The organism is Burkholderia sp. WTPI3, from assembly GCF_021483755.1.
In the GTDB taxonomy this organism is placed as follows: Bacteria; Pseudomonadota; Gammaproteobacteria; order Burkholderiales; family Burkholderiaceae; genus Burkholderia.
In genome coordinates, this window is the sequence record NZ_JAGIXF010000018.1 from 28,660 (window position 1) to 54,409 (window position 25,750).

Here is a 25,750-nt window from a genome sequence, read left to right on the forward strand (position 1 = left end):
ACGTACAGGAAAAAAAGAGGTGCCGATGCCCAGCAACATTCTCGTCGTTGAAGATGAGCCCGCGATTTCCGAACTGATCTCGGTGAATCTCCAGCATGCCGGTCACTGCCCGATCCGCGCGTACAACGCGGAGCAGGCGCAGAACCTGATCAGCGATGTGCTGCCCGATCTCGTGCTGCTCGACTGGATGCTGCCGGGCAAGTCCGGTATCGCGTTCGCGCGCGACCTGCGCAACAACGAACGGACCAAGCACATCCCGATCATCATGCTGACCGCGCGCGGCGACGAGCAGGACAAGGTGCTCGGCCTCGAAATCGGTGCGGATGACTATGTGACCAAGCCGTTCTCGCCCAAGGAACTGATGGCGCGCATCAAGGCCGTGCTGCGCCGCCGCGCGCCGCAGCTGACCGAGGATGTCGTGTCGATCAACGGGCTGCGCCTCGACCCGGCCACGCATCGCGTTGCCGCGCATGGCGACGGCAGCGAGATCAAGCTCGATCTCGGCCCGACCGAATTCCGCCTGCTGCATTTCTTCATGACGCACCCGGAGCGCGTGCACAGCCGCACGCAACTGCTCGATCAGGTCTGGGGCGATCACGTGTTCGTCGAAGAGCGCACCGTCGACGTTCACATCAAACGATTGCGCGCGGCCTTGAAACCGGCCGGCTGCGATGCGATGATCGAGACCGTGCGCGGCAGCGGCTACCGGCTCGCGAAGCACGCGTAACGTATCCGGACATGCCGTGTGCCACGGCATGCCGTTCATTCTTTCGAGCGCTGAATCATGAACATCATCTGGGCGCGCTTTCTGGTGTCGCTCGTGCTGCTCGTGCTGATCAGCGTATTGGTCGGCGTGTTCGCCGGCCCGACCGCGGCCCTCGGGTTCGCGGTCGTGATGCTGGTCGCACAGGGCTTCTTTAGTACCTTCCATACGCAACGCCTGTGGCGTCTGCTCGATGCGCCCGTCTATGGCGAGGTGCCGAGCGCACCGGGCATCTGGGGCGAAATCTACTACCGGCTGCACAAGCTCGCGAAGCAGTGGCACGCGCAGGTGCGGCAGGTCGAGCAGCAGCACTCGCGCTTCATCCAGGCGATCCAGGCGTCGCCCAACGGCGTCGCGATGCTCGACGATCGCGATCAGATCGAGTGGTGCAACGCGATCGCCGAGGTGCACTTCGGCCTCGATGCGAAGCGCGACCTGCGCCAGCACATCACGAACCTGGTGCGCCATCCGGATTTCGTCCGCTACCTGAACGCACAGCATTACGACGAGACGCTCGTGATGCGCGGGATGGGTGATTCGCGGCAGAACGTGCTGGCCGTGCAGGTGTTTCCGTACGGCGAGAACCGCAAGCTGCTGCTCACGCAGGACATCACGGAACTCGAGCGTACCGACGCGATGCGCCGCGACTTCGTCGCGAATGTGTCGCACGAGCTGAAGACGCCGCTTACCGTGTTGTCGGGCTTTCTCGAGACGATGCGCGAGCTGCCGCTGAACGAGGAAGATCGCGCGCGCTATCTCGAGATGATGGAGCAGCAGGCATCGCGGATGCGGCACATCGTGACCGACCTGCTGGTGCTCGCGAAGCTCGAGGGCGAGAGCAAGCCGCCGACCGATCGTGCGATCGACATGCGTGCCGTGTTCGACCATCTGAAGGAGGATGCGCAGACGCTGTCGAACGGGCATCACGAGATCGCGTTTAAGATCGACGAGACGCTCGGCGTGACGGGCGCGCAGACCGAGGTGTTCAGTGCGTTCGCGAATCTCGTCACCAACGCGATCCGCTATACGCCCGATGGCGGCAAGATCTGCGTGACGTGGCGACGCGAGGGCGCGCAGGGCGTGTTCTCCGTCACCGACAGCGGCTTCGGCATTCCCGCCGCCGACCTGCCGCGGCTCACCGAGCGCTTCTACCGCGTCGACCGCAGCCGCTCGCGCGATACGGGCGGCACGGGTCTCGGGCTCGCGATCGTCAAGCACGTGCTGCAGCGGCACGACTCGCACTTGTACGTGCAGAGCGAGGAAGGGCGCGGCAGCACGTTTACCGCACGCTTCCCGGCGGCGCGGATCATCGCGATCCGGCCGGCTGCGTTCGAAGCGTGATGGCTTGATGCGCGTCGAGCGTGTCGTTCAAGCGCGCGACCTGAAATGAAAAAGGCACAGCCCGCGGGCTGTGCCTTTTTCATTGGCTGCGCGGCGCGCCAAAACGCGCGCGCCGCATGCGTTGCCTTCCTACGAGCAGAATTTCGCGAGCAACCCGAGCTGCGCATTGCGGATCGTCTTGCCCGCGCGGCGCCGGCGGTAGTGGCCGTCGCTGTGCATCAGCCATGCCGACTGGTTGTCGCCGAGGCAGACCGACAAGCCTTCGGCGATCACGCGGCGCTTCAGCTTGCGCTCGCGAATCGGGAACGCGACTTCGACGCGGCGGAACAGGTTGCGGTCCATCCAGTCGGCGCTCGACAGATAGACGTCCTCGGCGCCGCCCGCATGGAAATAGTAGATGCGGTGGTGTTCGAGGAAGCGGCCGACGATCGAGCGCACCGTGATGTTTTCCGACAAACCCGGCACGCCCGGCTTCAGCGCGCATACGCCTCGCACGATCAGGTCGACCTTGACGCCGGCCTGCGATGCTTCGTACAGCGCGGCGATCACCGACGGCTCCAGCAGCGCGTTCATTTTCGCGACCACGCGCGCGCGCTTGCCGGCGCGCGCATTGTCGATTTCCGCGCGGATCGATTCGATGATGCGCGGATGCAGCGTGAACGGCGACTGCCACAGATCGTGCAGCGTCAGTTCGCCGCCGATCCCGGTCAGTTGCTGGAACACGTGGTGGACATCCTCGCAGATCTTCTGGTCGGCCGTCATCAGCCCGAAGTCGGTGTAGAGGCGGGCGGTGCGCGGGTGATAGTTGCCGGTGCCGAGGTGCACGTAACGGCGCAGCGATGCCTTGCCGTCCTGCACGACGCGCCGCACGATCAGCATCATCTTCGCGTGGCACTTGTGGCCGACCACGCCGTACACGACATGCGCGCCGACGGCTTCGAGCTGCGACGCCCAGTTGATGTTGGTTTCCTCGTCGAAGCGTGCCAGCAGTTCGACGACGACGGTCACTTCCTTGCCGTTGCGCGCGGCTTCCATCAGCGCGTCCATCAGCGGCGAATCGGTGCCGGTGCGGTAGATTGTCTGCTTGATCGCGACGACGCTCGGGTCCTTCGCCGCCTGCTGCAGCAGTTCGAGCACCGGCTGGAAGCTCTCGTACGGGTGGTGCAGCAGGATGTCGCCGTCGTCGATCGCGTCGAACATCGTCGGCGTATTCGTGATCGCGGGTGGAATCGATGCGGTGAACGGTGCGAACTTCAGGTCGGGGCGATCGACGAGATCGGGAATCTGCATCAGGCGCACGAGGTTTACCGAACCGGTTACGCGATAGCAGTCCTTGTCGTCCAGCACACTTTCCTCGAGCAGGCGTCGCACGATGTGCGGCGGCGTGTCGGCCGACACTTCGAGCCGCACCGCGTTGCCGAGGTGGCGCGCGGGCAGTTCGCCCTGCAGCGCGACGCGCAGGTTCGTGATTTCGTCCTCGTCGACGAACAGTTCGCTGTTGCGCGTGATGCGGAACTGGTTGCAGCTCTTCACGACGAGTTGCGGGAACAGTTCGCCGACGAAGCGCTGCATGAACGAGCTGAGCAGCACGAAGCCATGCTCGAAGCCAGACAGCGCCTGCGGCATGCGCACGACGCGCGGCAGCGCGCGCGGCGCCTGCACGATGCCCATGACTGCCTGGCGGCCGAACGCATCGCGGCCTTCGAGCTCGACGACGAAGTTCAGGCTCTTGTTCAGCACGCGCGGGAACGGATGGGCGGGATCGAGACCGATCGGCGTGAGCACCGGCAGCAGTTCGTCGAAGAAGTAGCCGCGCGCCCACTCGAGCTGCGCGTCGTTCCACGTGTCGCTCGCATGGAAGTAGATGCCTTCCTGCTCGAGCGCGGGCAGCACGGTTTCGTGCAACATCGTGTACTGACGGTGGACCAGTCGCTGCGCGCGCTCCACGACGAGGTCGTAAGCATGCTGTAACGACATGCCGTCGGGCGTCAGTGCACCGGGATTGTCGCGGATCTGTTCCTGAAGGCCGGCCATCCGGACTTCGAAGAATTCGTCGAGGTTGCTGCTCGTGATGCAGATGAAGCGCAAGCGCTCGAGCAACGGAATTTGCGGGTCGGCCGCCTGGGCCAGCACACGCTCGTTGAAACCGAGGATGCCCAGTTCACGATTGAGAAGCGGATAACGGACGGACATCGGCAGAGTAGGGGGTGGTTCGGGCGATGATTCGAAAGGACGCTCGGAAACTCTCACGATACGATGACGTGCAAATGACAATGTTGTATTTATATCGGGAAATTCTACGCTGGAACCATTTTGTCTCATAAATGTTTCGGACATATACAATCTACAGGGCTACATGCCCGTGAAGCATGGCAACGGCAAGCGTTCCACGCTTAAAATGTCGCCTTTGACTGATCGCCCTGCGGTGCCCGAGCGGCGACTGCGGGGGAACGCGCACGGAGCCCCTTCTGATGGTTACATCTCCCCACTTGCTGGCTGCCGTGGATCTCGGCTCGAACAGCTTCCGGCTGATCGTCGGACGTGTCGAGGAAACGCCGGCGGGCAGCCAGATCTACCCCGTCGATGCGCTGCGTGAGCCCGTGCGACTGGCTGCGGGCCTGTCGAGCGACAAGATGCTCGATCGCGCATCGCAGGAGCGTGGCTGGGAAGCACTCAAGCGGTTCGGCGAGCGCCTGCGCGACTTCCATCCCGATCACGTGCGCGCTGTGGCAACCAACACGCTGCGTGTCGCGAAGAACGCGGGCGAATTTCTCGGCGAGGCGGAAGCGGCGCTCGGTTTCCCGATCGAAGTGATCGCGGGCCGGGAAGAGGCGCGCCTGATCTATGCGGGCGCCGCGCATTCGGTGCCGGCGAGTGCCGGCAAGCGGCTCGTCGTCGACATCGGCGGCGGCTCGACCGAATTCATCATTGGCTCGCACTACACGCCGATCGTGATGGAGAGTCTCTATATCGGTTGCGTGAGTCACAGCCGTGCATTCTTCCCGGCCGGCAACGTCGACGAATACACGATGCGGCAGGCCGAACTCGCGGCCAAGCGCGAGATCCAGATCATTTCCAGCGAGTACAAGAAGGCGGGCTGGGACCAGGCGATCGGTTCGTCCGGTACCGCGCGTGCGCTCGCCGAACTCGTCGAGGCGAACGGCTTCAACGACCCGGGCATCACGCACGGCATTTCGCGCGGCGGCCTCGAACGGCTGAAGCGCGCGCTGATCAAGTCCGAGAACGTGAACCGGCTGAAGCTGATCGCGCTGAAGCCTGATCGCGTGCCGGTGCTTGCCGGCGGCCTCGCGATCATGCTTGCGGTGTTTGAGGAACTGGGCGTCGACTACGTCGACACCACCGACGGCGCACTGCGTCTGGGCGTGCTGTATGACCTGCTCGGCCGGACTCAGCACGAGGACATGCGAGCGGTGACCGTCGAGGGCTTCACGCGTCGCTATGGCGTCGATCGCGCACAGGCCGGGCGCATCGGTACGCTTGCGGGACGTTTCTACGACGAACTCGACGAATCCGACGACGAAGCGCGTGAGGAAGGCCGGATGTTCCTCGGCTGGGCCGCCGCGTTGCACGAGATCGGCTTGTCGATTTCGCACAGTGCATATCACAAGCATTCGGCCTATATCGCGAGCAACGCGGACATGCCGGGTTTCTCGCGTACCGACCAGGCGCGCCTCGCCGCGCTCGTGCTCGGTCATGCGGGCAAGCTCGGCAAGCTGTCGCAGGCGCGCGAGGTCGAATGGCCGCTGCTGTTCTGCCTGCGGCTCGCGGCGCTGCTGTGCCGGCGCCGGACCGATGCCGGGCTGCCGGACATATCCGTGTCGCAGATGAAGAAAGGCGGCTATGAGGTGCGGCTGCCGAGCGCATGGGTCGAGCAGAACCCGCTGACCGACTACAGCCTCAGCCAGGAAGCGGCCGAGTGGGAGAAGGTCGGTATTCCGTATCGCGTCGTCTATACGGGCGCGTAATGGGGTGGTGAGGGGTGGTGAGGCCGTCGCGGCGACGCACGCCGATGCGCGCCGACGCGCGCTGCCGCGGTCCTGGATGCGTTGCGACGCGTTCAGTCCGAGCACACGATCGCGGTCAGGAACGGGAATGCCTGCTTGACGGTCGCGTCGCTGCCGGCCTTGCGCACGGCCTGTTCCACCGCGGTTTTCGTGCCGCGCACCACGACGCCGTACGCCCACTCGCCGATCGGCGTGCCGTCGCCTGGCTGGAAGATCGGATCGTTCGCCTGATAGCCGAGCACGACGTACACGCCGAAGCCGTATGCGGTCAGCGGATGGTTTGTGCGGAACGCGTTCACCGAATTCGATTCGACGTGCATCGGCTCTGACTGGATGTCGCCGGCAGCGAGCAGCGGTGCGACGAACTTGTGGCCGTTCGAATGGCAGTCGAGCGCGCCGTCGATCGATTTGGCCGACGCGGCGCCGGTCGCGCCGAGCGCGAGCAGCGCGCCGAAGAGGGTGGCCTTGATAGCGTGTTTTTTCATGCGCGGTTGCGGGTTGGTCGCGGACATTATCGCGTGTTCCCGCAAGATTCGTGCGCGGGTTGCGCGCCGCGCGGCTCGTGACGGCCGGCAAAACGAAAAAGGGTTGCAAGCGCGATGGCTTGCAACCCTTTTCGTATATCGTGGTCCGAGCGATAGGATTCGAACCTACGACCCTCTGATCCAAAATCGGCTGTTCCTACTATTTTCAACGCCGCAGGCGATCGATGGAAATTATAAATCATTGATTTGATGTGGAACTTAAGCTCATTGCGATTTTCTGTTCCGACCCGCAACGCTGCACGTAGTAGCAAAATGCTGTGGGGGGGTGATCGATTTGACACCGGAAGCGGAAAAAAGCCGAATTCTGGAAAGCCCCGCCGGTTAAGGAAGAGCGCCAATCATTGAGAAGTAACGGCCGTCGAAAATTTTGCAAAAAAAGCGCGCGAAATAGGATGTTTTCGCGCGCTTTTTGACATCGGAATGCGCAGGGCTGCCTATTTGGCCCCGGTTCCCCAACTCGCCAACTTCATATGGTTCGCGCAGTTGCGCTCGTACTCCTTTGCCTGGGCGGCCACCTGCCGCTTCTTCTCAAGCTCGGCGTCCACGGGTGGCCCGTTCAGCGGATATGCAGTGTTCCAGGCATTGAAGATGGATGCTACGTAGAGCTTGCATGTTTGGTCGGGTAATCCCCCCGTTTTGCACGGGGTTCAGAAGTAGAAACTAAGCGGCCATGGCCAACCGCTGCTTTGGCGTAAATCCGCCCAGGGCCATGTTCGGGCGGTCATGATTGTAAGTCCACATCCAATCGGTCGCGAAGCGCTGCACGTGGTCCAAGTCTTCCCAGTGGTACTGCGACAGCCATTCGTACCGTACGGTCCGGTTGAATCGTTCGACATACGCATTCTGCTGCGGCTTGCCCGGCTGGATGTAGTCGAGCCTGATGCCGTACTGTCGGGCCCATTCGATGATCGCCGCGCTCAGGTACTCGGGCCCGTTATCGCACCGAATCGCTTTGGGCCTGCCGCGCCAACCAATGATCTGCCGCAGCGCACGGATCACGCGTTCGGACGGCAATGAGAAGTCGATCTCGATGCCGAGTGCCTCGCGGTTGAAGTCGTCGATCACGTTGAACAGCCGGATGCTACGTCCGTCGGCAAGTTGGTCGTGCATGAAGTCCATCGACCAGACCTGATTGACGGCAGACGGCACCGCCAGCGGTTCCGGGACCTGCCTGACCAGTCGCTTGCGCGGCTTGATTCGCAGGTTCAACTCCAGTTCGCAATAGATCCGGTACACGCGCTTGTGATTCCAGCCGAAGCCTTTCACGTTGCGCAGGTACAGGAAGCACAGTCCGAAGCCCCGGTTCCGGTGGTTGTCCGTCAGGCGCAGCAGCCAGTTCGCAATCTCGTCGTTCTCGGCGCTGCGCCGACCGACGTACCGATAACAGGCCTGGCTGATCCCAAATGCCTCACATGCCAGCCGGATCGATACGCCCCGGCTGCACACCGCATGCATGGCCATCTCACGCCGGCAAGATGGCCTCAATCTTTTTTTGCGAGCGCCTCCGCTACGATCTCGGCCTTGATCTTCTCCTCGACGTACATCTTGCGCAGCCGGGCGTTCTCGGCCTCCAGTTCCTTCATCCTCGCGATCAGCGAAACGTCCATGCCGCCGTACTTCGAACGCCATTTGTAGAACGTCGCCGTGCTGATGCCCAACTCCCGGCACAGGTCCGGCACCGACAGCCCCGATTCCACGCGCTTGAGCGCGTCCATGATCTGGCTGTCCGTGAATCTCGATTTCTTCATTCCGTAGAACTCCCTCAACAAGAAAATTCTACTTCTGATCACACCGGTTTCTCGGGGGGATTACCATGGATCGACCTAGGCTGAATCGGGTTACATGATGGTTACATGAACCGAATAAAGAAAAAGGGGTTACACGCTTTTGGCATGTAACCCCTTGATTCCTTTGGTCGGAGCGATAGGATTCGAACCTACGACCCTCTGATCCCAAAGCAGACATTACAGAATGCCTGTAATGCTTATCCGACAAGGCTTTCCGCGCCGTTGCCCCCAAATTGTTGCACTTAAAACGAGCAAGTTCTGGCGCGGGTTTGCGGACCACTGTAGGGCAATTTTTGGGGACAATCAAGCGCTCGCGCGCACTGGTATATGTAGACGAACTTCGCTCGTCGGTACATTTCTGGACTTGATGTAATCGAGCGTCTGCTTCTCGTTCGTGTGCGCGGCAGCTTCCTTCAGCGCCTCGATGTCGTAGCCCGCGTTCTCGGCGTCCGTAAGCGCCATCGCGCGGATGTCCTTGATCGTGTACCGGACGTCTTCCAGCCCGGCCCGCTTCTTCGCGACCTTCCACGCCTTGAGGACCGTGTTCGCCGCGTACGGCTTCCCCTGTTTCGTGTGAATTACGTGCACACCCTTGACCCTGCCGATTCCCCGCGCGCGCTCGAGCACCGCCTCGATCTCGGGCGTGATCCTGAAATCGACCGTCACGCCACTCGAATCCTCGGTTTTTGAGGGCCGGAAGTGAATCACGCCGGCGGCACGGTCGACCCACGAGCAGCCGTCCGGATCCTTCGGATCGACGGTCCAGCGTAGGTTGCGGATTTCGGTGGAGCGCTGCGCGGTGAGGTAGCACAGGTCGATGAAGCACTGCATCATCGGACCGGTCGGCACCTTGGCGGTGAGCTGACGGCCGCCGCGCTCATATGTGAACGTCAGCATGCAGTCCCGGATCGCTGCGAAATGGTCGCCGGTAATCAGGGTCGAGCGCGGCTTCGGCTTCTTCAGCTTGACGTCGCGGCACGGGTTCGTCGTGAGCAATCGCTGGTCGATGCACCAGTCGAAGAAGCCGGACAGGAACGAGCGCATTACGCGCTGCATGGCCGGCTTGCCCTTCCAGTTGTCTTTCAGGAACTGGCGCACATACGGCACGTCCATCTGGTCGATGTCGACGTCCGCGAACCCGCGCTTCACGTAACGGCCATAGGCCGGCCACGCCTTTTCCTTGTGGTCCTTCTCGTGCAGCCGCACGTACTTGTCGACCAGGTGGGGAATGTTGCCCGTGCCGTCGATCTTCTCGACCTTCGCCTTCTCCGCGGCGAGCCGCTCGAGCATGCGCACCTCACCATCCTCGACACGGCAGAGGCGCTTCCACTTTTCGGTATAGGGCTGGACCCAGTAGTACGAGCCGTCGCGCACGTAGACGCGGAGCGGCAGTTTTCGCTTTGTCATGCGACTCGAAGGGCAGATCGAAGGGCCGGCCGCTCGCGCGTGCCGGGCGCGTCGCCGGCGAGGCCGGCTTTCTTCGCTTGAAGCGATTCGAACGTCGACCATGTCATGATGACGGCGCCGTTCGCGGCGGTGACGACGTCGATCCCGAACGTCGCCTTGAACCACTCGGCCTGCTTGCCGTATCGTTTTTTTCCGGTCACGCGGACGAGATCGGCCTGGTTCATCAGGCGCTCGCTCATGATTCGATCCTCCGAAATTCGATGCGCCATACCCACGGGTTCACGTCCCAGCCGTGCCCGCGCGCCGCGTTCAGGCTGTCCCACAGGTCGTGAAAGGCGCGGATGCTCGGCGGCCGGTCGGCGCCGCGACTGCCACCGAGGCAGTATCCGACCTTGTGGCGTTCTTCGATCGTCACGCCTTCGGCGCGTGCATCCGACTCGCTGATGTGCTGCAGGCGCTCGACGCGCACGCCGGTGATCTCGAGTGTGATGCGGGCGGCGGCGCGCGGCATGTGGATCGATGGCCGCCATTCGCGGCGAATGCCGTCGGCCGATCGCTCGAGGTCGGGGCCGAGCGGATCATCGAGGTAGTCAGCGCGATAGAAGACCAGGCAGTCGCTCTCGTACGGGCCGAACGGATGATTGCTGTGTTGCCACGTCTCGCGCACGTAGAGGCGATCGCCAATCTCGCCCTGCGGGCACGGGTGGGACCAGTCGAGCAACGAACCGCCATCGAACGCCCAGTAATGCGTTCTCGGATCCGGATGGTGGAACGTGAAGACCTCGCGCGTCGCGCCGGGCGGCTGGTGCCTGACCACGCGGCGCGTCTGAGTCTTGCGGCCTTCGAGGATGGCGCGCACCATCGGACCGCTGAATAGGATCGGACGCTCTTTCATCGGACGCTCCGCAGATAGCACTGCAACTGCGAGACATACTCGTCGTGCGTCGGATGATCGGCAATGACCAGCGTGCAGTGGTGGCTGGAGAAGACGCCGCCGCCGATGGAGCGCTCGGGCATTTCGCCGGCGGCGATGAGCGCGGCCATGTTGGTGAGTGCGTTCGCCAGATCCTGGGGCGTATCGGCCTGGATGGCAGCCTCGAACTGAACTGCGCGTTTCGGTACTTCGCTCACGACGTCACCTCGACCGGTTCGATCAGGTTCGCCGCCACCCACTGGCGCATGCGGGTCCAACGTTCCTCAGGTGTCTCGAAGACGGTTTTTCCTAGCGCACGATCCCAGTGATGGCCGCATTCATCGTTCTCGAAAACAACTTCGGCAGCTAGGGCGGGAGCAATGTTGAAGGCGCGGGCGACTGCCTCTCTGTCCTCTGGGTCGATGATCTTGAGATCGAGTCCACGAGCGTGTCCGAGCACCCCAAGCGTGCAGAAATCGCCGTCCGCGGCCTGAAGCTCATTGGTGATCAAACGCTTTTCCGGCATTGCGTCCAGCGCTGCGGCGAGATCTCGCAGGAGCGCCTGTCCGCGCTTACCACGCATCGCGCGCATGACAGCTCCGCGCCACAGTTCGACGTTCTCGCAATCGTCGCTATATCCACTTCTGCTCATGACTGGGACTCCGTGAGGTTGTCGGCCGCCGCTGCAGCTGCGCGAGCAGCGTGGCGGTCCGCGATGAACATCTTCAGCCACTCGACCGCGTCATCGGGCGAGCCGAGCGAGCCGGTGACCTTGCGGCGCTTGTTCATCGCGCCGCATTGCTCGAAGGTGATCGCGACCGCGCCGGCGGCGATTGCGGCGGCGCGCTTGCTTATCGCGATGTCGAAGTGCTCGTCGCGCGTGCCGCGGTGCTGGATCCACTTCGGATTGACGTCGATCGCGCGGACCATGGCGAGCAGCTCGTCGGAGGTGTCCGCGATGAGGTGCGACATCTTGTAGACGCGGCCGCTAGCCGTTTTGAATTCGCCGATCGGGTAGCGATACATGTCGTCGACGTAGACGGTCATTGCATCACCTTGGGCGCATGAATGGTGATGTCGCGCTGTTCGACACCATCGATTCTGATTTCCTTGTTCACGTCGTGACCTTCTCGGCGCACCAGCTCGAGCGTCAGACCCACGAAAACGCCAGTGACAAATGCGAGGACATCGGTGACGGGCGCATCGTCCAGCGCGCGATCGATCGCTTCGCCGAGAGCTTCGATTGCTGCGCGGCTCATGCCTCACCTCCAGCGCGATCGAGGCGTTCGATCTCGGCGAGGATCAGGCCGCCGGCCTTGACTAGGTTGCGACGGTTGGTCGTCGGTTTCCACCATTTGCGAGACCAGTCCGCAGGCCACAGCTTGTTGAATAGCCCGCACATGTCGAACACGAACAGTTCCGCCAACAGGTAGCATGCGGCCGCGAAAGCCATTTCCCCGTTGTCGTGCTCGTCGTCATGTTGGGGCGTCCAGCCTTCCTGTTCGACCTGCCGACGGCGCTCGCCGATCACGTCGTGCACGGCCTGCGTGTCATACGCCACCCATGCCGGCGGCTTTCCACGGGGCGGCTTCCACTGCTCCGCGCCATCCTCGTAGGTGTAACCCTTGGCTTCGAGGGTGCGCACTGCTGCGTTGCGCGCGCGAAGCGCGGCCTCGCGTGCATCGTCGCGTGCCTTGCGCATCTTGAAGAAGCCGCATGGCTCGACAGTGCCGCGCTCGATTTCTCGATCGTCGCCGCAATCGTTGAGGCAATCGCAATTCGGTTTCTGGCTCATGATTGGTCCCCAGTGGTCGCGGCGTCGATGGCGAACTGAAGCGCCGGCCGCATGTTGTGGATGCCCAGGCTTTCGAAGTACGTGCCGATCTCACGCACGATTTCAGGCGTCACAGGCTCGCGGCCGAACTCCATCGCGGACAGCTTCGAGGGCGACAGCAGCAGGGCTTGCCCCATGTCGTGCAACGAGGTCTGCGCGACGATTCGCAGCGCACGCACGAGCATCCCGTACGGCGTGAGCGGATTCGCGAGGCTCGGTTGGTCCACCGTCACCTCGGCGCGCGTCTCCCCTTGGGCCAAGATTCGCTCCAGTTCTTCGGGCGGCGTGTCGTAGCCGATGCCGGTCGGGTTTTCGCTGCGCCGCGGTTCCGACTGGCCCGGATGGGTGGCGAGAATCGATCGAAGCACTTCCTGCTCGTATGGCGTTGACGTGCGCGCGAGGCTTTCGAGCGTGCTGCGCTGCTCGTCCGTCAGCCCCTCCCGAGCGTCTGCCTGCGCGGGAGGCTGCGGGCTATCGAACAGATCGCGCACATCGTGCGTCCCGCGAAAGTCTTCTGCACGAAGCCGCTCTGCCGCCTCCTTGGTGCATTCGATCCATGGATAAGGCTTCCCATTGACGATCGGTCGGTATTGCCACGCCACCGGTTCCGCCGCCTGCGCGGGGGCCGTGTACAGCCAATAGCTACCGTCAGGCGTATCGCTTTGCTCGAAGGTGAACGCGCGAACGCGACCGCCGGCAATCTCGACTGTCCCTACGCGCTCCGCCCCCGTCTCGTTGGCGGATGCGCGCGCATCGCGGAGCGCATGCTGAATCAGCGCGTCTACCGCCATCGCACTTCCAAACTCGACATAGCCGCCTTCGGTGATGCGGCCACCGACATGCGCGATGCGTTCTGCGAGTGTCAGCTCGCTTTGGGCGGCAGGCTGTTGCGCGGTCATTCCGCAATCTGCGCACTTGCCGTCCGCCCACGTCCATTGGTGCGAGCACGTTTGCGTCTCGTTGGCAGACGCGGCGCGCAAGAAGAACTCGACCATGATGGCGTTTTTATCGTCGCCCGCCTGCGCGTTGAACTGGTCCTGATGGGTCTGGATGTAGTCCCATGCAGGCTGGAGCGTATTGACGAGATTATCAAAAACCCATTTCGGCACCGTCTCGTTGGCGACCGAATCGCAGAACGCTACCGGGCGCACCTTCCAGCCTTGCACCAACTGGTCGTGCTTGCCGTCGAAGTCGGCCGTGAAGCGCGATACATGGCCGGTCGGCGAAATCCACGCCCAACCGATCGGCGCGCCCGTCTCGTTGGCAGATGCGGCGCGGTTCGCGAGCGCGCCACCGCACAGCGTTCCAGCCCAAGTAGGCGCATGTACGAGTACGGTCATAGGCCGTTTCTCGCAGCACCTGACGGCCTCTTTGCTGGCGGCTTCGAGCGTTGGGGCTCGCTCGATCAGCACGCCTTCAGCCATTTCCACTCCGTCGACGAAACGGTGGAAGTGGTACGCCGCCCGCTCGTCCGCCGGCGCGGGTGCGGCGGCGCGCTCCCGCCTGCAAGAGCCATCCGTGCGCTGCTCGCATGGGCCTAGACCGCTGCACATGCACGGCGCCCGCTCGTCCGCCGGCGCGGGTGTGACATTGCCCTGCGGTGCGATGATGGCGTTGCAGTTCTCCAGCGCGGCCGATACTGCTTCGCGAATGCCGGGCGCATCGTTCGCAAGCCGGGCCACTTCGTCCGTGAATTCCTCGGTCAGCCCGTCGTATGGGATCGGCGCTGCTGCGGGCTGCTGGACTGGGGATGCGGCGAGCAAGTCGCGCTGGAGGGAGCGCAGTTCTTCGGCGAGATACTGGCTTCCAACTTCATCGAGGCGATGCGCGCAGGCGATCAAGATTGCGGATTGATCGTTCGTCAGTGCGCCAGCTCGGTAATTGTTTTCCGTCATGGTGGTCCTCAGGTGATCAGGCGAGCGCGAGTCCCGGCTGACGCAGCCGATCGCGTTGCAGGGATTCGTAGTCGGGATTCAGTTCGCAGCCGATGAAGCGGCGCCCGAGCCGCTGCGCGACCTGCCCGGTCGTGCCGGTGCCGAAGAACGGATCGAATACGACGTCGCCCGGCCGGCTGCCGGCGAGCACGCAGGGTTCGACCAGTGCTTCGGGGAAGGTCGCGAAGTGTGCGGCCGCGTAGGGCTGCGTGGCGACGGTCCAGACGGATCGACGCATGCGGCGACCATCGCCGGCATCGTCACGGTATGCCGCATCGCCTCGGCCATCGCGATGGAACGAGCCGTGTGTCCCAACGCCGGTGTCCCAGCCACCCGGAACCTTCACGCGACGATTGCCGACGACTTTCCGCTGTCCGAGTTGCCCGTTGTCGGTCTCTCCGCCGACGTAGCAGCCGCCGCGAAACGTCGCGGCATCCTCGTAGCTCGAACGCGGTTCGCGCATTGCGTCCGTGTCGAAGTAGTAGCGCTCGCTCTTGCTCAGCAGGAACAGGTACTCGTGGGCCTTCGTGCAGCGGTCGCGCACGCTCTCCGGCATGGGGTTCGGCTTGTGCCAGATGATGTCCTGTCGGAGATACCAGCCGGCGTCCTGCAGCGCGAACGCGAGGCGCCACGGCTGCCCGACCAGATCCTTCGGCTTCAGCCCGGCGACACGCACATCGGAGCGCGGCACCGGCACATCGTCGCGCCGGCGGCTCGCCGTCATGGCGCGGTTGGCTTCGGCTTGGTTGCGCCGCGTGCCGTTCAGCGTCGAGGCGGTTTCCGGACCGCAGCGCGATCCCGCATAGCTATCGCCCATGTTCAGCCACAGCGTGCCGTCATCGGCGAGCAGCTCGCGCGCGAGATCGAACACGCCGACCAGGGTGTCGATGAACTCGCGCAGCGTCGGCTCCTGCCCGATCTCGCGATGCTTGTCCGGGTGGCCGTCCGGCAGGTACGAGCGCAGACCCCAATACGGCGGCGACGTCACGATCGTCTGCACGCGCACGCCGTCGGCGATCATCGCGCGCATCAGATCTCGGCAGTCGCCGCGGTGGGAATGGTTGAGCCAGGTCATGCAGCGACACCTGCGATCAATTGTTCATGCGCGAAATTCGCGCGGATGAGCGCGGTCGCGACGTCGGGGCAGACGCTGTTGCCGATCATGCGCACCTGCGCCGACTTCGACAGCGGCTTTCCGTTGATGACCGGGTCGAGCACGTAGCTGTCCGGGAAACCTTGCGCACGCGCGAGCTCGCGCGGCGTGAGCATGCGCATGCCGATGTCGACGATCGCGTAGTCCTCGCCGTGGATCGTCACCAGGCCGATACGGTCGCGCGTCGGGATCGTATGCAGCGGCTCGCGCGCGTCCTGCCACTGGCCGCCCTCGCCGTAGTACTTGATCAGGAACGCGCGGACCTCGGCATGATGCGTGCCGCCGGCGCTGATCGTATGCAGCGGCTCGTCGGCCGGTGCTCCGTCTCGGCAGGTGCCACGCAGCTTGACGAGGTGCGATACCGCGACCGTCGTATCGGCTTTGCTGGTCAGCGTCGCCGTCGGCTCGCTGGCATCACGCGGGCGAGATTGCCCAGCACGGCCACCGCAGCCGACCAACTGCGCCGTCACCAGGTGATGGTGGTCCTGCGTCGTGATCGTGCCGATTGCCGCATCGAGCGATGAGCCCGGCGATTCATGGCCGCCGTAGTGCTTCGCGAGGAACGCAGTCACGGCCGCATGCTTTGCCGCCCCGGCGACGATGGTGCCGAGCGGCTTGTCGAGCCCCGGCACGCGTGGCGCTTGGCCCTGCCGTTCGCCGTAGCCGGTCTGGATCAGCGTCGCGGCGACGACGCCCATGGCGTGCGCCGCGCCGGCCGGCCGTGCGCAGTCACCGCCAGCGGTCACGGTGTGCAGCGGCGCGTCGGCTGCACTGCCGACGCTGTTCGCGCGGAACTTCGTGATGTGCGCAGCGACGAGTGCCTGCTCGCCGCGATTCGCTCCGGTGACGGTCGCGAGCGGGGCGTCGAGGCACGCGGCGCGGTCGGCGCCGTGATGCGTGAGGTGGATCACGAATGGATCCGCATTGTTCACGACGAACTTCATGATGCCGCGCGCGATACGGCGCAGCGTTGCATCCTTTAGCGGCCGCGCGCGCTCGAAGATCGACGGGCAAGGAATTGACCAGTCGATGACGTCCGTTCCGGCCGTGCGCCATGGCTGCAGCGTGCCTGCGCGTACGGCCGCGCTTTTCGGATCGCCGTGCGTCGGCGTCGGCCAGACGATCGGCAGCCCGTCGCGGCGCGCGACGAGGAACAGGCGCTTGCGGATGGTCGGAGCGCCGAAGTCGCATCCGCGCAGCTCGCGGTACTCGACGCGGTATCCGTGGCGCTCGAGCGCGTTCACGAACGAGCGGAATGTACGACCGCGGTTCTTCGGGCACGGCCGGCCGTCGGCGCCGAGCGGCCCCCATGTCACGAATTCCTCGACGTTCTCCAGCATGATCACGCGTGGCTTCACCGTCGCGGCCCAGCGAAGCGCGATCCACGCGAGCCCTCGGATCTTCTTGGACACCGGCTTGCCGCCCTTCGCCTTGCTGAAGTGCTTGCAGTCCGGCGACAGCCAGACGAGGCCGACCGGCTGATTCCCCGTGATCTCGACGGGGTCGACGTCGAACACGCTCTCGCAGAAATGCTTCGTGCGAGGATGGTTCGCCGCATGCATTGCGAGCGCTTCGGGGTCGTGGTTGATCGCGATGTCCACCGGCCGCCCGAACGCGCGCTCGAGGCCAGTGCTAGCGCCGCCGCCGCCGGCGAAGTTGTCGACGATCAATTCACTGCCGAGATCCAGCTGCAATGTCATGGAGTCGCGTTTCATTTGTAGTACCGGATTGGTGAGAAAGAAGGGTGCCGTACCGGCCACCCCCTCAAAACCAATGCTCTCGGGGTGGGAGCATCGGGGCTACTGCAAAACGGGACGGCGTTACTGGCGGCGCGGGCGCCACTCGGCACCGCGCACGATGCGGCCGATCGGTTCGAGTACGAGCACTTCGGTTTCGCGCTCGCCGCTCACCAGGACGCGGCCGCGCCGCTGGGCTTTCTCGATCGTGGTGTGCCGCATCGGTTTGGAATTTCGACCGACGGTCACGAACACCTGTCCGAGCGGGCGCACGTCGCCGCTTAGCGAGTCGATGCGTTTTTCGAGCTCGGCGTTGTTCGCCTTCAGGCGCGCATTCACTTCCTTCAGCGAAGCGTTTTCGGCGGCGAACTCGTCTCGTTGAACCTGCGTGCCCTTCAGCAATTCGAGAACCATCGTGATGGCGGTGACGGCATGCGCGCCAGCGAAATAGCTGCCTCGTGCCTCGTGGGCGATCAGCGCGTCGTCAAGCGCCTTGAGCCCCTGAAGGATCTCGAGTGGGTCGCTACGCCCGAGCAGATCGCGAGCTGCGTCGATGATGTGCTGCACGGTCGAGGGTGCCGTGCCGGTCGACGATTGATCGGCTTCGCCGTCGACGTTACTGGCAGGGTGGCTGACGACTTCGGCCGGCGGCGCGGCGTTTTCGGTCGCGGGGCGCACAGGCCGATCGCCTTGCGAGAGCCAGTACACGTACTCGTTGCCGCCGCCGGCGCGCTTTTCGCGCTCGACGAGGCCATTGCCGTGCATCTTGTTGAGCTCGCGGGAGACGTCCAGTTGCGGCATGTGGATCGCGAGAGAGATATTCTTCGCGGTCGCTTCGCCGGCGTGAGCGAGGTGCTGTTCGATCAGGTCGCGCATGTATTCCTCTCAGCCTTGGCGCAGTTCGCTATCGGATTCGCCCGCGATTTCCCCGTCCGGTCCGAGCGCGAACGGTTCGCCGATTCGGCTTTGCGACAGGGCACGCGCGGCCTCGAGCATCACTTCCGTATCGCGAGCGTCGATCTGAAGGGCAGCGCGGTTGCGCAGACGCTCGACGAGCTCTGCCGTGCTGTACGGGGCGACCACGTACGCGAGGGCAAACCGTTTGAGCGCTTCCAGTGTCCCGCTTACGGTCTGGTATTCCACGGTCCCGATACGCGCGTCGAGCGTCACGGCCAAGCCGGAGCGTCGAGCGATGTCAGCGATATCCATGGCCGCCCCCGGATCAGTGAAGGGCGTGAACCGCAGGGTTCGCCTGCGTGCCGATCGTCTCGACTTCTTCGGCGGTCGGCAGCCACGAGATAACGGTGTCGCTGATCACGTCCAGGACACGGCGGCGTTGCTCCTCGCGGCGAACGGCTTCGGCGCGCATCAGTTCCATCGCCTTGATCCAGCCCGGATCCGCGCGCGGGTCGTCCAGCCAGACGGCGGACCATTTCCCGGCGCCAAACTTCGCGTCGAAGAGCTCTTGCGTTTCGGCCCGGGTCCGTGCGATCAGAAAGGCATCACTGCCCGGCGCATCGCAATCGTCGATGACGTGCATGGCGAAGCGCGCGAACGGCAGGGTCCAGTCGTCGAAATGGGCGACACCGGCGACCAACCCGTCGTCCGAAATGGCGACGATCGGGTGCAGGAGGTCAGTGGGACGGCGGTCGTTGAACACGTAGACGATCTTCATTTCGGGTACCTCAGACGTTGCGGTGATCGCGCTTCGCGGCGCGAAGATGGGCTCGCGCGATGCGGTAGGCGTCACGCAGAGTCAGGTTCCCCGCTTGCAGGTCGGCCATGACCTGCCACAGGGTGGGATATGACGGCGCGCCGTCGACCGTAGGTTCTTTAGGACGCCCGGCGCTGGCGGCGTGGTCGACGCTGAAATACACGGGAGTTTTCGACTTGCGGTCCATGGCGACTTGATCGGCGAGACGCGCGATCTGAAATAGGCAGGCCGCGATGAGCAATCCCAAAATGAAGATCAGCGCGATAAGGGTCCGGTATTCCACGGTCAATCCTCGTCACAGTCGTTCGCGGCACGCCGCTTGATGTCGAAATCGACGCCGTGATCAGGCGCCGGGCGAACAGGCCGCGCGTTGCGTCTCGACTGAACGTCGCGGATCTTCGGGTTCGGGTGCAGCTGCGCACGGACTGCGGCTTGAATGGCGGCGCGCAGTGCGGGGTTCGATAGCGCCTGTTCCGGCGATCCCGCTCCGAGCGTTGCGCAGGCCGGGGCGAGCACGTCGTCAGGGAGGCGGGTCGGGGTGGGGCGCATCGCAGCCTCGTTACATGCAGCGCGACACCGCGCACTGGACCTCGGTCTGTGCCGCCTGGTCCTGGTACTGGAAGTAGCCGAGGACGAGCAGGTAGACGAAGAACACGCCGAGGACCGCGAGGACGTTGCGAAAGACGCGGAAGAGGCGGCGCGCGATGCGCAGCCCGCGCGTGTCGTGCTTCACACGCTTCCAGGTGATCAGAGGTTCCGCGGTGGGTTGGTTCGTCGTATTCATGGTCGATCCTCGATGTGGTGTGATTGCCCTCAGGGCGGGCGCGGTTGGTCAGGCGGGCGTGCGGTCAATCGCGATCGGCCATCCGAACGCGTCGTGGATTTGCGCGGCATAGGCGCGGGCGCGTTCGACCGTCGCGAAGTCTCCGACGCAATCGGGGCTGCGCCCAGGGCGATTGGCGTAGTGCAGATAGACGCTGTAGAACGCGGGCACGTCGTCCGGCTCGGTGCACGGTTTGACGATGCCGTCATTGACGAACATCATGCCGCCGATCTTGATAGCGTCGAATGCGTCCGCGCCGCACCGGCCAATGAGCCAGCGGGCAGAGCGGCATTCCTCTAAGTCGCCGATGGTCGGGCCGACGCAATCGTCGTCGATATTGCCGAAATTGATTTGTTGCACGGTCGTTTCTCCTGTAGCGGGCGGGGATGGTCAGGCGAGCCACTTCGCGCCGAGCGCGATCAGGTTCTTCGGTTGCCACGTCGCCCAGCTCTTGAGCTGATCGCGGAGAGCCTTCGGCGTGACGTTCATTTCGGCGGCTTTCCGCTTGATCAGCTCGGGATCGGCGAAGAGCCGCATGAGAACCGGCTTCGCCGCTTCCTTGTCCTGCTTCAGCTGCGCGATCAGCGCCTTGCGAGCTGCCTTTTCTGCCGCTGCTTGCTCGCGCTTGTACGCGTCAATCTGGGCGTCAATGTCGCCACGCTTTGCGAGCGGCAGATTCAGCAAACCGTGATCGAGGGCCATCGTCGTTCCCCTTCGTGTTGCGTCTTGTGTTGATACGAATATTAGAACTTCTCTTTTGTGTTGTAAAGAGAAGTTCTAATATTTCTTCGCGGCACGAGGCGATGCGTCGTTGGCGCCTTACTGGGCGGGGGATTGGCCGTTACGGGCGAGGACGTCTTGGCAGTTGACGATTGCGGCACCGGCCTGACGCCGAAGCAGTAGGTCTGTCGTTCCAGAGACTGCGGCTATGCGGTCGTCTTGGGCCAAGACGCGACGAGCATTGGCAATGGTGCGTCTGCAATCGGCTACTGCTTGCTTGGCGGCCGCGGCCTTGCCGGCGGGAGAATTTTGAAAATCGATAGCTTCTTGGGCTTGCGCTTGACGCGCACGTTCGTCGGCGTCGCGCGCTGCCTGGGCCGCCAGTTCGACGTCGCGCTCATATAGATAGGCGGCGGCCTGTTGGCTATTTACATCGGCCAATGGAAGACCACTGTTGCGGACGTACTGAAGGATTTCGCGCTCGAATCGGTCCGTCGGCGAGAACGACTGGGTTAGGATGCCGGTCTTGAATCGTTCAGTCGTCACGACGTAATAGCCGAATCCCGCGGCGGTCTGCTTTGGAGTGAGGTGCAGGATGGCAGTGACACGCATGGATGGCGGATCGAACTGCTGCCGAGTCGACAACGGGATTCCCGGCGCAGTTACCGGGATTGTCGGCCGCACTTCGCCGTCACGCTGGCAATAGAGGCCCGTGCGCTCGTATTGCGACGCGCACTTTTTGTCGACAATCTCTTGCGGGGCAAGGATTGCCGTCGCAGCGAAAGCTGATGCCTGGCACAGGATTCCGCAGGCGGCGAACCCGCGGCAAATACGAGCGAAGAGCATGTTTTCTCCATCAAATCGAGGCGACATCCATCAACTCGGACAGCAGAGCCAGTAAACCACGCATAAGACGCGGTGCTGCCCTGGCATCAACATCGATCATGCCGTACTCGATCTCGTCATGGTCGGTGATCTTGCTGTAGACGGAGGCTACGCGGGGTTGTTCAGCGCGTTCGGAAACGTACGCGCTGACGCGCCGTCGTCGAAAATCGACGGCGACGACGTTGCTATCTGGTTCCCTTACGCCTGATGTCACCCGACTGACCCCGTGCCGGTTCTACAAGAATCCGAGATTTCGTGTGCCGTTGCGGGGAGCTCGTTTTGTCCGTCAGACGAAGGATACCGAGAAGAAGATCCAGCTTCTCTTCGGATAGGAGGCCCTCTCTCTCCGCTTTTGCCAGTTCAGCCTTGAACATAGCAAGCTTCTGGCCTTGCACTGTATTTAACGCTTCCTGAGCAGGGCGGCTAGCAGGGTTTGTCTCGCCTTCATATTCGCTTACAGCTGCCGTTAACTTTTCGGATGCAGCGTGCGTTTCCGGCTCAGTACGGGCTTGGTTGAAGTCCGTGAACGGCTTCATGAGCCGCGGGCTGATCTCTTCAGCCTTCGCGCCAATCTGGGCACAAATGCTAATGAGCGCCTTCAAGTTCAACGGGATGATGCCACGCAGGTATTGACCGATTAGGCCTTGCGAGCCGAGTTCGGAGGCAGCGCCGAGCCACTGTTGCGTCGCGCCTGGATGTTCGTCCTTGTACTGTGCCCAGGCAGTGCGGAGCCGAGCGGCTTCGGCGCGCTCTTCGTCCGTCAGGGGGCGTTTCTCTACCGTAGCCATAGCGCGATTCTAATGAGCGTTGCTAATACATGGCTGGCCTCGACGATTAGAAGCGCTTTTTTCTCTTTACTAATAAAGAGAGAAGTTCTAATATTCCGGCCATGGATCTTCCAACCTTCCTTTCCAACGGCAAGCACCGGCAGCGATGGCTCGCCGATGCACTTGGTGTCACGCAGGGGCTGATCAGCCAATGGGTGCGCAAAAAAGCGGTACCGCCGCCGGGTCGTTGCGTTGCAATCGAACGGTTGACCGGTCGCAAGGTGACACGCCAGGAGCTGCGCGATGACTGGATGGATATCTGGCCTGAGCTTGTTCAGGCACCGGCCGGGACGCCGGATCGAAAGGATGGGCAAGTTCATTCCAAGGACGGACGTGATGGCTCGAAACGGTAAGCCGGCGGCGCGCGACAGTTCGCTTGACACGCTGCGCGATGAAACGCACTTCGCCCAGGACTGGGGCGAGTGCGCGACGCAGCGTCCCGAAGAAATTCGCTGCTTTGGATTGGCGGGAGCTTCGCTCCCGCTTCTGGAGGAGCGAGAGGTAATCAGGACTGTCGAGGCTGATTTCTCGGCTGCGGCGAGTTCGACACCGCAGCCGCTCGTGAGCTGTGATGCCCGCGAAATTATTGAGCAGCGGGCGGCAGAGATTCGCGCCATCGGGCCACGGCCGACACTGCTATGTCGAAGGCGGAAACATACGACTCGGTGGGAGCGGATGAAAACAACGCTGCGACGTTGGATCGATCGAGCTTTTTGATCACCGTTTCGAGTGTCGCTTCCGGATCGGCGCTGTTCAGGATCGTGTGTTTGAGGGCGATCGCCAATACGTCGCTCCGTGCACGAAGTGTATCGATCTCTGCGATCAGGTATTTGAAGTTGTCGGAAATTTGTTCGTCGGTCATGAGTGCCTCGGTTATTGAAGGATTGAACGTGTGGAAACGCAATTCTGACACGACCGAAGGCGCTCACCAGATTTAGGGAAGAGGTATGGAACTGCGGAAGCTTCAGCACGTGATCGACGAGCTCACCGACGCGATTGGTCGCTGGCCTGAGCTTGTGGATGACGTTTTTGCTTTCGTGTTCGACGGCGGCGGCGTCCGCGAGAGCATCTATTCGATTCGCGCCGCTTGCGGCAACGAGGTGAAGGTCGGCGACATGATCGTCACCGACGTGCGGGTCGACATTTTCGCTGCGCCCCAGCTGACGCAATTTGCCGCTGCAGTTGCTCAGGGAGTCGTTCCGTGTATGCCGCTCGTTGGCGGCGCGGGACATCAATAACGGAAGGGCAGTTTTTCGCATTTTTCTAGCAATAAGGGTGATCGTCATGTCCAAACGTGCCGAGTACAAGAACGAAGTGAAGACAAGGCTGACCGACGAGGAATACGACGCGATGCAGACGTTCAAGGCTCTGCACGGTATCGACTCCGACGCGGCCGCGCTCGCACGCATCACGCGCCTGTTACTGCTTGGCGTTGTTGGCACTTTGCCGGCTCGGCTCGTCGGCGTCAGTGCCGATGTGGGACAGATTGGCCCGCGGGTGCGTGCATGACGAACGACTCGGTGGAGCAGCCGATCATCCTGCCGATGGCCGAAGCCGCGGATCTCGCGACGAAAGCAGCACAGCAGGGCGTATCAACCCCCGAATACCTCGGAATTCATGTGCTGCGCAGCGCCTACGGCGTCATGCACCCGATCGTGGTCGCTTTCGAACAGCGGCCTAAGCAGGGGCAAGTTGGGACACAACCCGACGAGGAGTCCTAATGTTTCACGTGAAATCGTTCGTCGATATCGTGCTGCAGGCGAGCGCGGCCGCGCTTGTCGTCTGCGCCTTCTTCCCCATCCGTCGGCACATTCGCCTGCAGCTGCTCGCGGTGTTCGCCGGCTTCCTCTCCGCCTTTCTCATCTTGTACGCCTGACATGGCCCGGTTCCACTGCCGCTGCCGCCGTTGCGATCGTCGTCGGGTGCTTCTCGACAAGCCGGGCGTGCTGGAGCAGTCGGCTTATCCGGAATGTCTCTGCGGCGCCCGCGACTGGCGCATCGACAAATGGATGATGGAACGCAACGCGGGAAAGACGCGCTGCGACTGCGGCGGTTACTGGTTCCCGCATCGCATGGGCTGCTTTTACTGCTGGCATCGCAAGGATGGCAGCGACCGATTGCCGGGGCACCCTGATTTCTGGACCCGCGATATGACGCAGGAGCAACACGACGCGCTCGTTGCACAGCATCGCGCGGATTTGCAAAAAGCCGATTTCCCGTTCGAGGCGGCTGCGTAGGAGAAGACATGGCAAAGAATTCCATCGACGCATACGGCGCGCGCGGCAAGAGCAACGTGCTGTATTTCGATCCCGAAGACCTGGTGCTGATCACCGATCCGGATCACCCGCTGTACGACCGGCGCGTGCACCTGCCGCCCGACGAACCGACCGTTCGCAACATCATGGCGCTCGGCGTGCTCGAGACGATCCTGATCCACAAGGATCCGGAGACGGGCGAGGTCATCGTGGTGGATGGCCGGCGGCGCGTGATCAATGCGCGCGAGGCGAATCGCCGCCTGTACGACCTTGGGAAAGAACCCATTCTCGTACCAGCGCTGCCGAAGCGCGCGGAGAAGGGAACGCTCGCCGGGATGATGGTTTCCGCGAACGAGATCCGGCGACAGGACACGCCGATCAACCGCGCCGAGAAGATGCAGCGCATGCAAGACACCGGTCACGACGAGGAAGCGATCGCGATCCACTTCGGCGTCGATCCGCAAACCGTGAAGCAGCAATTGCGGTTGCTCGAGTGCTGCGCCGACGTGCGCAACGCGCTCGAAGCCGATCAGATCACGGTCACCGCGGCGTTGCGCCTTTCGAGGATGACGCCCGACCAGCAGCGGGCGAAGGTCCGCGCGCTGATCGCCGCAGCGGAAGGCAAGGTCGGGCACGCGCGAGCGCGTGCGCAGCGCGCGGTGCTGTCGTCCGGCCCCCGGATGAAGACGCGCGCGGAGATTGTGCGCGAGCTGGAGCAGAGCAAGGGCGAGCGCGCCGAAGCGCTGCGATGGGTGCTCGGCGGCGTTGCCGAGCCTGTCCAGACTGTCGACCACCGCCAGATGTCCATCGAGGAGACCGCCTGATGTCGTTCCACCTTACCAATCAAGCCTGGGACGTCGAGCTCCGCTCGAACCAGAAGATCGTGCTCCTTGCCCTGGCACATCTCGCCGTGCAGTCGACTCGCGTGTGTGCGCCAACGGTGCGCAAGCTCGCGTTCATGTGCGGGCTGTCCGATAGCGGCGTGCGCGACCAGCTGAAGCAGCTCACCGACGCCGGCTTCGTGGAGTCGACGGTAATCGATGGCGAGCCCCACTACCGCGTCACCGTGGGACAGCTGAAGTGATCGA

36 protein-coding genes are annotated in these 25,750 nt (G+C 63.2%); 11 read left to right on the forward strand and 25 right to left on the reverse strand.

Annotated features, from left to right (window positions below; all coding sequences use genetic code 11):
* Window positions 1–25 precede the first annotated feature (25 nt).
* Complete coding sequence (gene phoB / locus J7024_RS12260; RefSeq protein ID WP_006750313.1) at window positions 26–727, forward strand: phosphate regulon transcriptional regulator PhoB; 702 nt, start codon at window positions 26–28, stop codon at window positions 725–727.
* A 57-nt stretch (window positions 728–784) separates the two neighbouring features.
* Window positions 785–2,104 (forward strand): phosphate regulon sensor histidine kinase PhoR, encoded by a 1,320-nt coding sequence (gene phoR, locus J7024_RS12265; RefSeq protein ID WP_124829564.1) that lies wholly within the window; start codon window positions 785–787, stop codon window positions 2,102–2,104.
* A gap of 129 nt (window positions 2,105–2,233) precedes the next feature.
* Here phoR and ppk1 read toward each other — a convergent pair whose 3' ends face one another.
* A complete protein-coding gene (gene ppk1 / locus J7024_RS12270) occupies window positions 2,234–4,297 on the reverse strand; it encodes a polyphosphate kinase 1 (protein ID WP_124829563.1) in 2,064 nt (687 codons plus the stop codon).
* 278 nt (window positions 4,298–4,575) lie between these two features.
* Here ppk1 and ppx point away from each other — a divergent pair, with 278 nt between their 5' ends.
* Window positions 4,576–6,090: an exopolyphosphatase gene (gene ppx / locus J7024_RS12275; RefSeq protein WP_124829562.1), complete on the forward strand. Its 1,515-nt coding sequence runs from the start codon at window positions 4,576–4,578 to the stop codon at window positions 6,088–6,090.
* A 92-nt stretch (window positions 6,091–6,182) separates the two neighbouring features.
* On the opposite strand, the gene J7024_RS12280 is transcribed toward ppx, so the two are convergent.
* From J7024_RS12280 to J7024_RS12390, 23 genes are all read right to left on the reverse strand, one after another.
* Window positions 6,183–6,614: a hypothetical protein gene (locus tag J7024_RS12280; protein WP_124829561.1), complete on the reverse strand. Its 432-nt coding sequence runs from the start codon at window positions 6,612–6,614 to the stop codon at window positions 6,183–6,185.
* 720 nt (window positions 6,615–7,334) lie between these two features.
* A protein-coding gene (locus J7024_RS12285; protein ID WP_234744731.1) for an IS3 family transposase occupies window positions 7,335–8,422 on the reverse strand; the annotation gives its coding sequence in 2 pieces (ribosomal slippage) (window positions 7,335–8,161 and window positions 8,161–8,422; 1,089 coding nt in all).
* Window positions 8,423–8,764: 342 nt separating this feature from the next.
* The gene (locus J7024_RS12290; RefSeq protein WP_206382650.1) at window positions 8,765–9,868 is read right to left on the reverse strand and encodes a site-specific integrase; all 1,104 of its coding nucleotides are present in this window, start codon (window positions 9,866–9,868) and stop codon (window positions 8,765–8,767) included.
* Window positions 9,865–10,107: a DUF4224 domain-containing protein gene (locus J7024_RS12295; protein ID WP_206382651.1), complete on the reverse strand. Its 243-nt coding sequence runs from the start codon at window positions 10,105–10,107 to the stop codon at window positions 9,865–9,867. Before J7024_RS12295 ends, J7024_RS12290 begins: the two co-directional genes overlap by 4 nt.
* Window positions 10,104–10,763, reverse strand: a complete 660-nt coding sequence (locus J7024_RS12300) for a hypothetical protein (RefSeq protein ID WP_212166590.1) — start codon at window positions 10,761–10,763, stop codon at window positions 10,104–10,106. The genes J7024_RS12295 and J7024_RS12300 overlap by 4 nt, the downstream gene beginning before the upstream one ends.
* Complete coding sequence (locus J7024_RS12305) at window positions 10,760–10,999, reverse strand: hypothetical protein (RefSeq protein WP_212166591.1); 240 nt, start codon at window positions 10,997–10,999, stop codon at window positions 10,760–10,762. The genes J7024_RS12300 and J7024_RS12305 overlap by 4 nt, the downstream gene beginning before the upstream one ends.
* Window positions 10,996–11,433, reverse strand: coding sequence for a hypothetical protein (locus tag J7024_RS12310; RefSeq protein WP_212166592.1), 438 nt, complete (start codon window positions 11,431–11,433; stop codon window positions 10,996–10,998). The genes J7024_RS12305 and J7024_RS12310 overlap by 4 nt, the downstream gene beginning before the upstream one ends.
* Window positions 11,430–11,828, reverse strand: a complete 399-nt coding sequence (locus J7024_RS12315; RefSeq protein ID WP_212166593.1) for a DUF4031 domain-containing protein — start codon at window positions 11,826–11,828, stop codon at window positions 11,430–11,432. The genes J7024_RS12310 and J7024_RS12315 overlap by 4 nt, the downstream gene beginning before the upstream one ends.
* Window positions 11,825–12,040: a hypothetical protein gene (locus tag J7024_RS12320; RefSeq protein ID WP_212166594.1), complete on the reverse strand. Its 216-nt coding sequence runs from the start codon at window positions 12,038–12,040 to the stop codon at window positions 11,825–11,827. Before J7024_RS12320 ends, J7024_RS12315 begins: the two co-directional genes overlap by 4 nt.
* Window positions 12,037–12,576 (reverse strand): hypothetical protein, encoded by a 540-nt coding sequence (locus J7024_RS12325; RefSeq protein ID WP_212166595.1) that lies wholly within the window; start codon window positions 12,574–12,576, stop codon window positions 12,037–12,039. Before J7024_RS12325 ends, J7024_RS12320 begins: the two co-directional genes overlap by 4 nt.
* A complete protein-coding gene (locus tag J7024_RS12330) occupies window positions 12,573–14,510 on the reverse strand; it encodes a hypothetical protein (RefSeq protein WP_212166622.1) in 1,938 nt (645 codons plus the stop codon). Before J7024_RS12330 ends, J7024_RS12325 begins: the two co-directional genes overlap by 4 nt.
* Before the next feature lie 16 nt (window positions 14,511–14,526).
* The gene (locus J7024_RS12335) at window positions 14,527–15,624 is read right to left on the reverse strand and encodes a DNA-methyltransferase (RefSeq protein ID WP_212166596.1); all 1,098 of its coding nucleotides are present in this window, start codon (window positions 15,622–15,624) and stop codon (window positions 14,527–14,529) included.
* A complete protein-coding gene (locus tag J7024_RS12340) occupies window positions 15,621–17,417 on the reverse strand; it encodes a DNA cytosine methyltransferase (RefSeq protein WP_212166597.1) in 1,797 nt (598 codons plus the stop codon). The genes J7024_RS12335 and J7024_RS12340 overlap by 4 nt, the downstream gene beginning before the upstream one ends.
* A gap of 105 nt (window positions 17,418–17,522) precedes the next feature.
* The gene (locus J7024_RS12345; protein WP_212166598.1) at window positions 17,523–18,314 is read right to left on the reverse strand and encodes a 1-pyrroline-5-carboxylate dehydrogenase; all 792 of its coding nucleotides are present in this window, start codon (window positions 18,312–18,314) and stop codon (window positions 17,523–17,525) included.
* A 9-nt stretch (window positions 18,315–18,323) separates the two neighbouring features.
* The gene (locus J7024_RS12350) at window positions 18,324–18,647 is read right to left on the reverse strand and encodes a hypothetical protein (protein WP_212166623.1); all 324 of its coding nucleotides are present in this window, start codon (window positions 18,645–18,647) and stop codon (window positions 18,324–18,326) included.
* 13 nt (window positions 18,648–18,660) lie between these two features.
* Window positions 18,661–19,113: a hypothetical protein gene (locus J7024_RS12355; RefSeq protein WP_234745096.1), complete on the reverse strand. Its 453-nt coding sequence runs from the start codon at window positions 19,111–19,113 to the stop codon at window positions 18,661–18,663.
* Between the two features lie 10 nt (window positions 19,114–19,123).
* Window positions 19,124–19,435 carry a hypothetical protein gene (locus J7024_RS12360; RefSeq protein ID WP_207996979.1) on the reverse strand — a complete coding sequence of 104 codons (312 nt, stop codon included), beginning with the start codon at window positions 19,433–19,435 and terminating at the stop codon, window positions 19,124–19,126.
* A gap of 2 nt (window positions 19,436–19,437) precedes the next feature.
* Window positions 19,438–19,701 carry a hypothetical protein gene (locus tag J7024_RS12365; RefSeq protein ID WP_207996978.1) on the reverse strand — a complete coding sequence of 88 codons (264 nt, stop codon included), beginning with the start codon at window positions 19,699–19,701 and terminating at the stop codon, window positions 19,438–19,440.
* A gap of 10 nt (window positions 19,702–19,711) precedes the next feature.
* Window positions 19,712–19,936: a hypothetical protein gene (locus J7024_RS12370; RefSeq protein WP_105763283.1), complete on the reverse strand. Its 225-nt coding sequence runs from the start codon at window positions 19,934–19,936 to the stop codon at window positions 19,712–19,714.
* A gap of 48 nt (window positions 19,937–19,984) precedes the next feature.
* On the reverse strand, window positions 19,985–20,335 hold the full coding sequence (locus tag J7024_RS12375; protein ID WP_207996977.1) for a hypothetical protein: 351 nt from the start codon (window positions 20,333–20,335) through the stop codon (window positions 19,985–19,987).
* A 30-nt stretch (window positions 20,336–20,365) separates the two neighbouring features.
* A complete protein-coding gene (locus tag J7024_RS12380) occupies window positions 20,366–20,677 on the reverse strand; it encodes a hypothetical protein (RefSeq protein WP_207996976.1) in 312 nt (103 codons plus the stop codon).
* A 117-nt stretch (window positions 20,678–20,794) separates the two neighbouring features.
* On the reverse strand, window positions 20,795–21,541 hold the full coding sequence (locus J7024_RS12385) for a hypothetical protein (protein ID WP_207996975.1): 747 nt from the start codon (window positions 21,539–21,541) through the stop codon (window positions 20,795–20,797).
* Between the two features lie 224 nt (window positions 21,542–21,765).
* Complete coding sequence (locus J7024_RS12390; RefSeq protein ID WP_207996974.1) at window positions 21,766–22,368, reverse strand: hypothetical protein; 603 nt, start codon at window positions 22,366–22,368, stop codon at window positions 21,766–21,768.
* Window positions 22,369–22,469: 101 nt separating this feature from the next.
* Here J7024_RS12390 and J7024_RS12395 point away from each other — a divergent pair, with 101 nt between their 5' ends.
* The gene (locus J7024_RS12395) at window positions 22,470–22,760 is read left to right on the forward strand and encodes a transcriptional regulator (protein WP_207996973.1); all 291 of its coding nucleotides are present in this window, start codon (window positions 22,470–22,472) and stop codon (window positions 22,758–22,760) included.
* A 230-nt stretch (window positions 22,761–22,990) separates the two neighbouring features.
* On the opposite strand, the gene J7024_RS12400 is transcribed toward J7024_RS12395, so the two are convergent.
* Complete coding sequence (locus J7024_RS12400; protein ID WP_105763286.1) at window positions 22,991–23,269, reverse strand: hypothetical protein; 279 nt, start codon at window positions 23,267–23,269, stop codon at window positions 22,991–22,993.
* An 85-nt stretch (window positions 23,270–23,354) separates the two neighbouring features.
* On the opposite strand from J7024_RS12400, the gene J7024_RS12405 reads away from it, so the two are divergent.
* Genes J7024_RS12405 through J7024_RS12435 form a run of 7 tightly spaced genes read left to right on the forward strand, consistent with a single transcriptional unit; the run spans window position 23,355 to window position 25,746 of the window.
* Window positions 23,355–23,645 carry a hypothetical protein gene (locus J7024_RS12405; protein WP_105763287.1) on the forward strand — a complete coding sequence of 97 codons (291 nt, stop codon included), beginning with the start codon at window positions 23,355–23,357 and terminating at the stop codon, window positions 23,643–23,645.
* 46 nt (window positions 23,646–23,691) lie between these two features.
* A complete protein-coding gene (locus J7024_RS12410; protein WP_089491029.1) occupies window positions 23,692–23,916 on the forward strand; it encodes a hypothetical protein in 225 nt (74 codons plus the stop codon).
* Entirely contained in the window at window positions 23,913–24,128 is a 216-nt protein-coding gene (locus J7024_RS12415; protein WP_206382673.1) for a hypothetical protein, read from the forward strand. Before J7024_RS12410 ends, J7024_RS12415 begins: the two co-directional genes overlap by 4 nt.
* A complete protein-coding gene (locus J7024_RS12420) occupies window positions 24,128–24,283 on the forward strand; it encodes a hypothetical protein (RefSeq protein ID WP_181145912.1) in 156 nt (51 codons plus the stop codon). Before J7024_RS12415 ends, J7024_RS12420 begins: the two co-directional genes overlap by 1 nt.
* A 46-nt stretch (window positions 24,284–24,329) precedes the next feature.
* Entirely contained in the window at window positions 24,330–24,644 is a 315-nt protein-coding gene (locus J7024_RS12425) for a hypothetical protein (RefSeq protein WP_234745097.1), read from the forward strand.
* A gap of 8 nt (window positions 24,645–24,652) precedes the next feature.
* Window positions 24,653–25,486 carry a ParB/RepB/Spo0J family partition protein gene (locus J7024_RS12430; RefSeq protein ID WP_234745098.1) on the forward strand — a complete coding sequence of 278 codons (834 nt, stop codon included), beginning with the start codon at window positions 24,653–24,655 and terminating at the stop codon, window positions 25,484–25,486.
* Window positions 25,486–25,746, forward strand: a complete 261-nt coding sequence (locus J7024_RS12435; protein ID WP_234745099.1) for a helix-turn-helix domain-containing protein — start codon at window positions 25,486–25,488, stop codon at window positions 25,744–25,746. The genes J7024_RS12430 and J7024_RS12435 overlap by 1 nt, the downstream gene beginning before the upstream one ends.
* Window positions 25,747–25,750 lie beyond the last annotated feature (4 nt).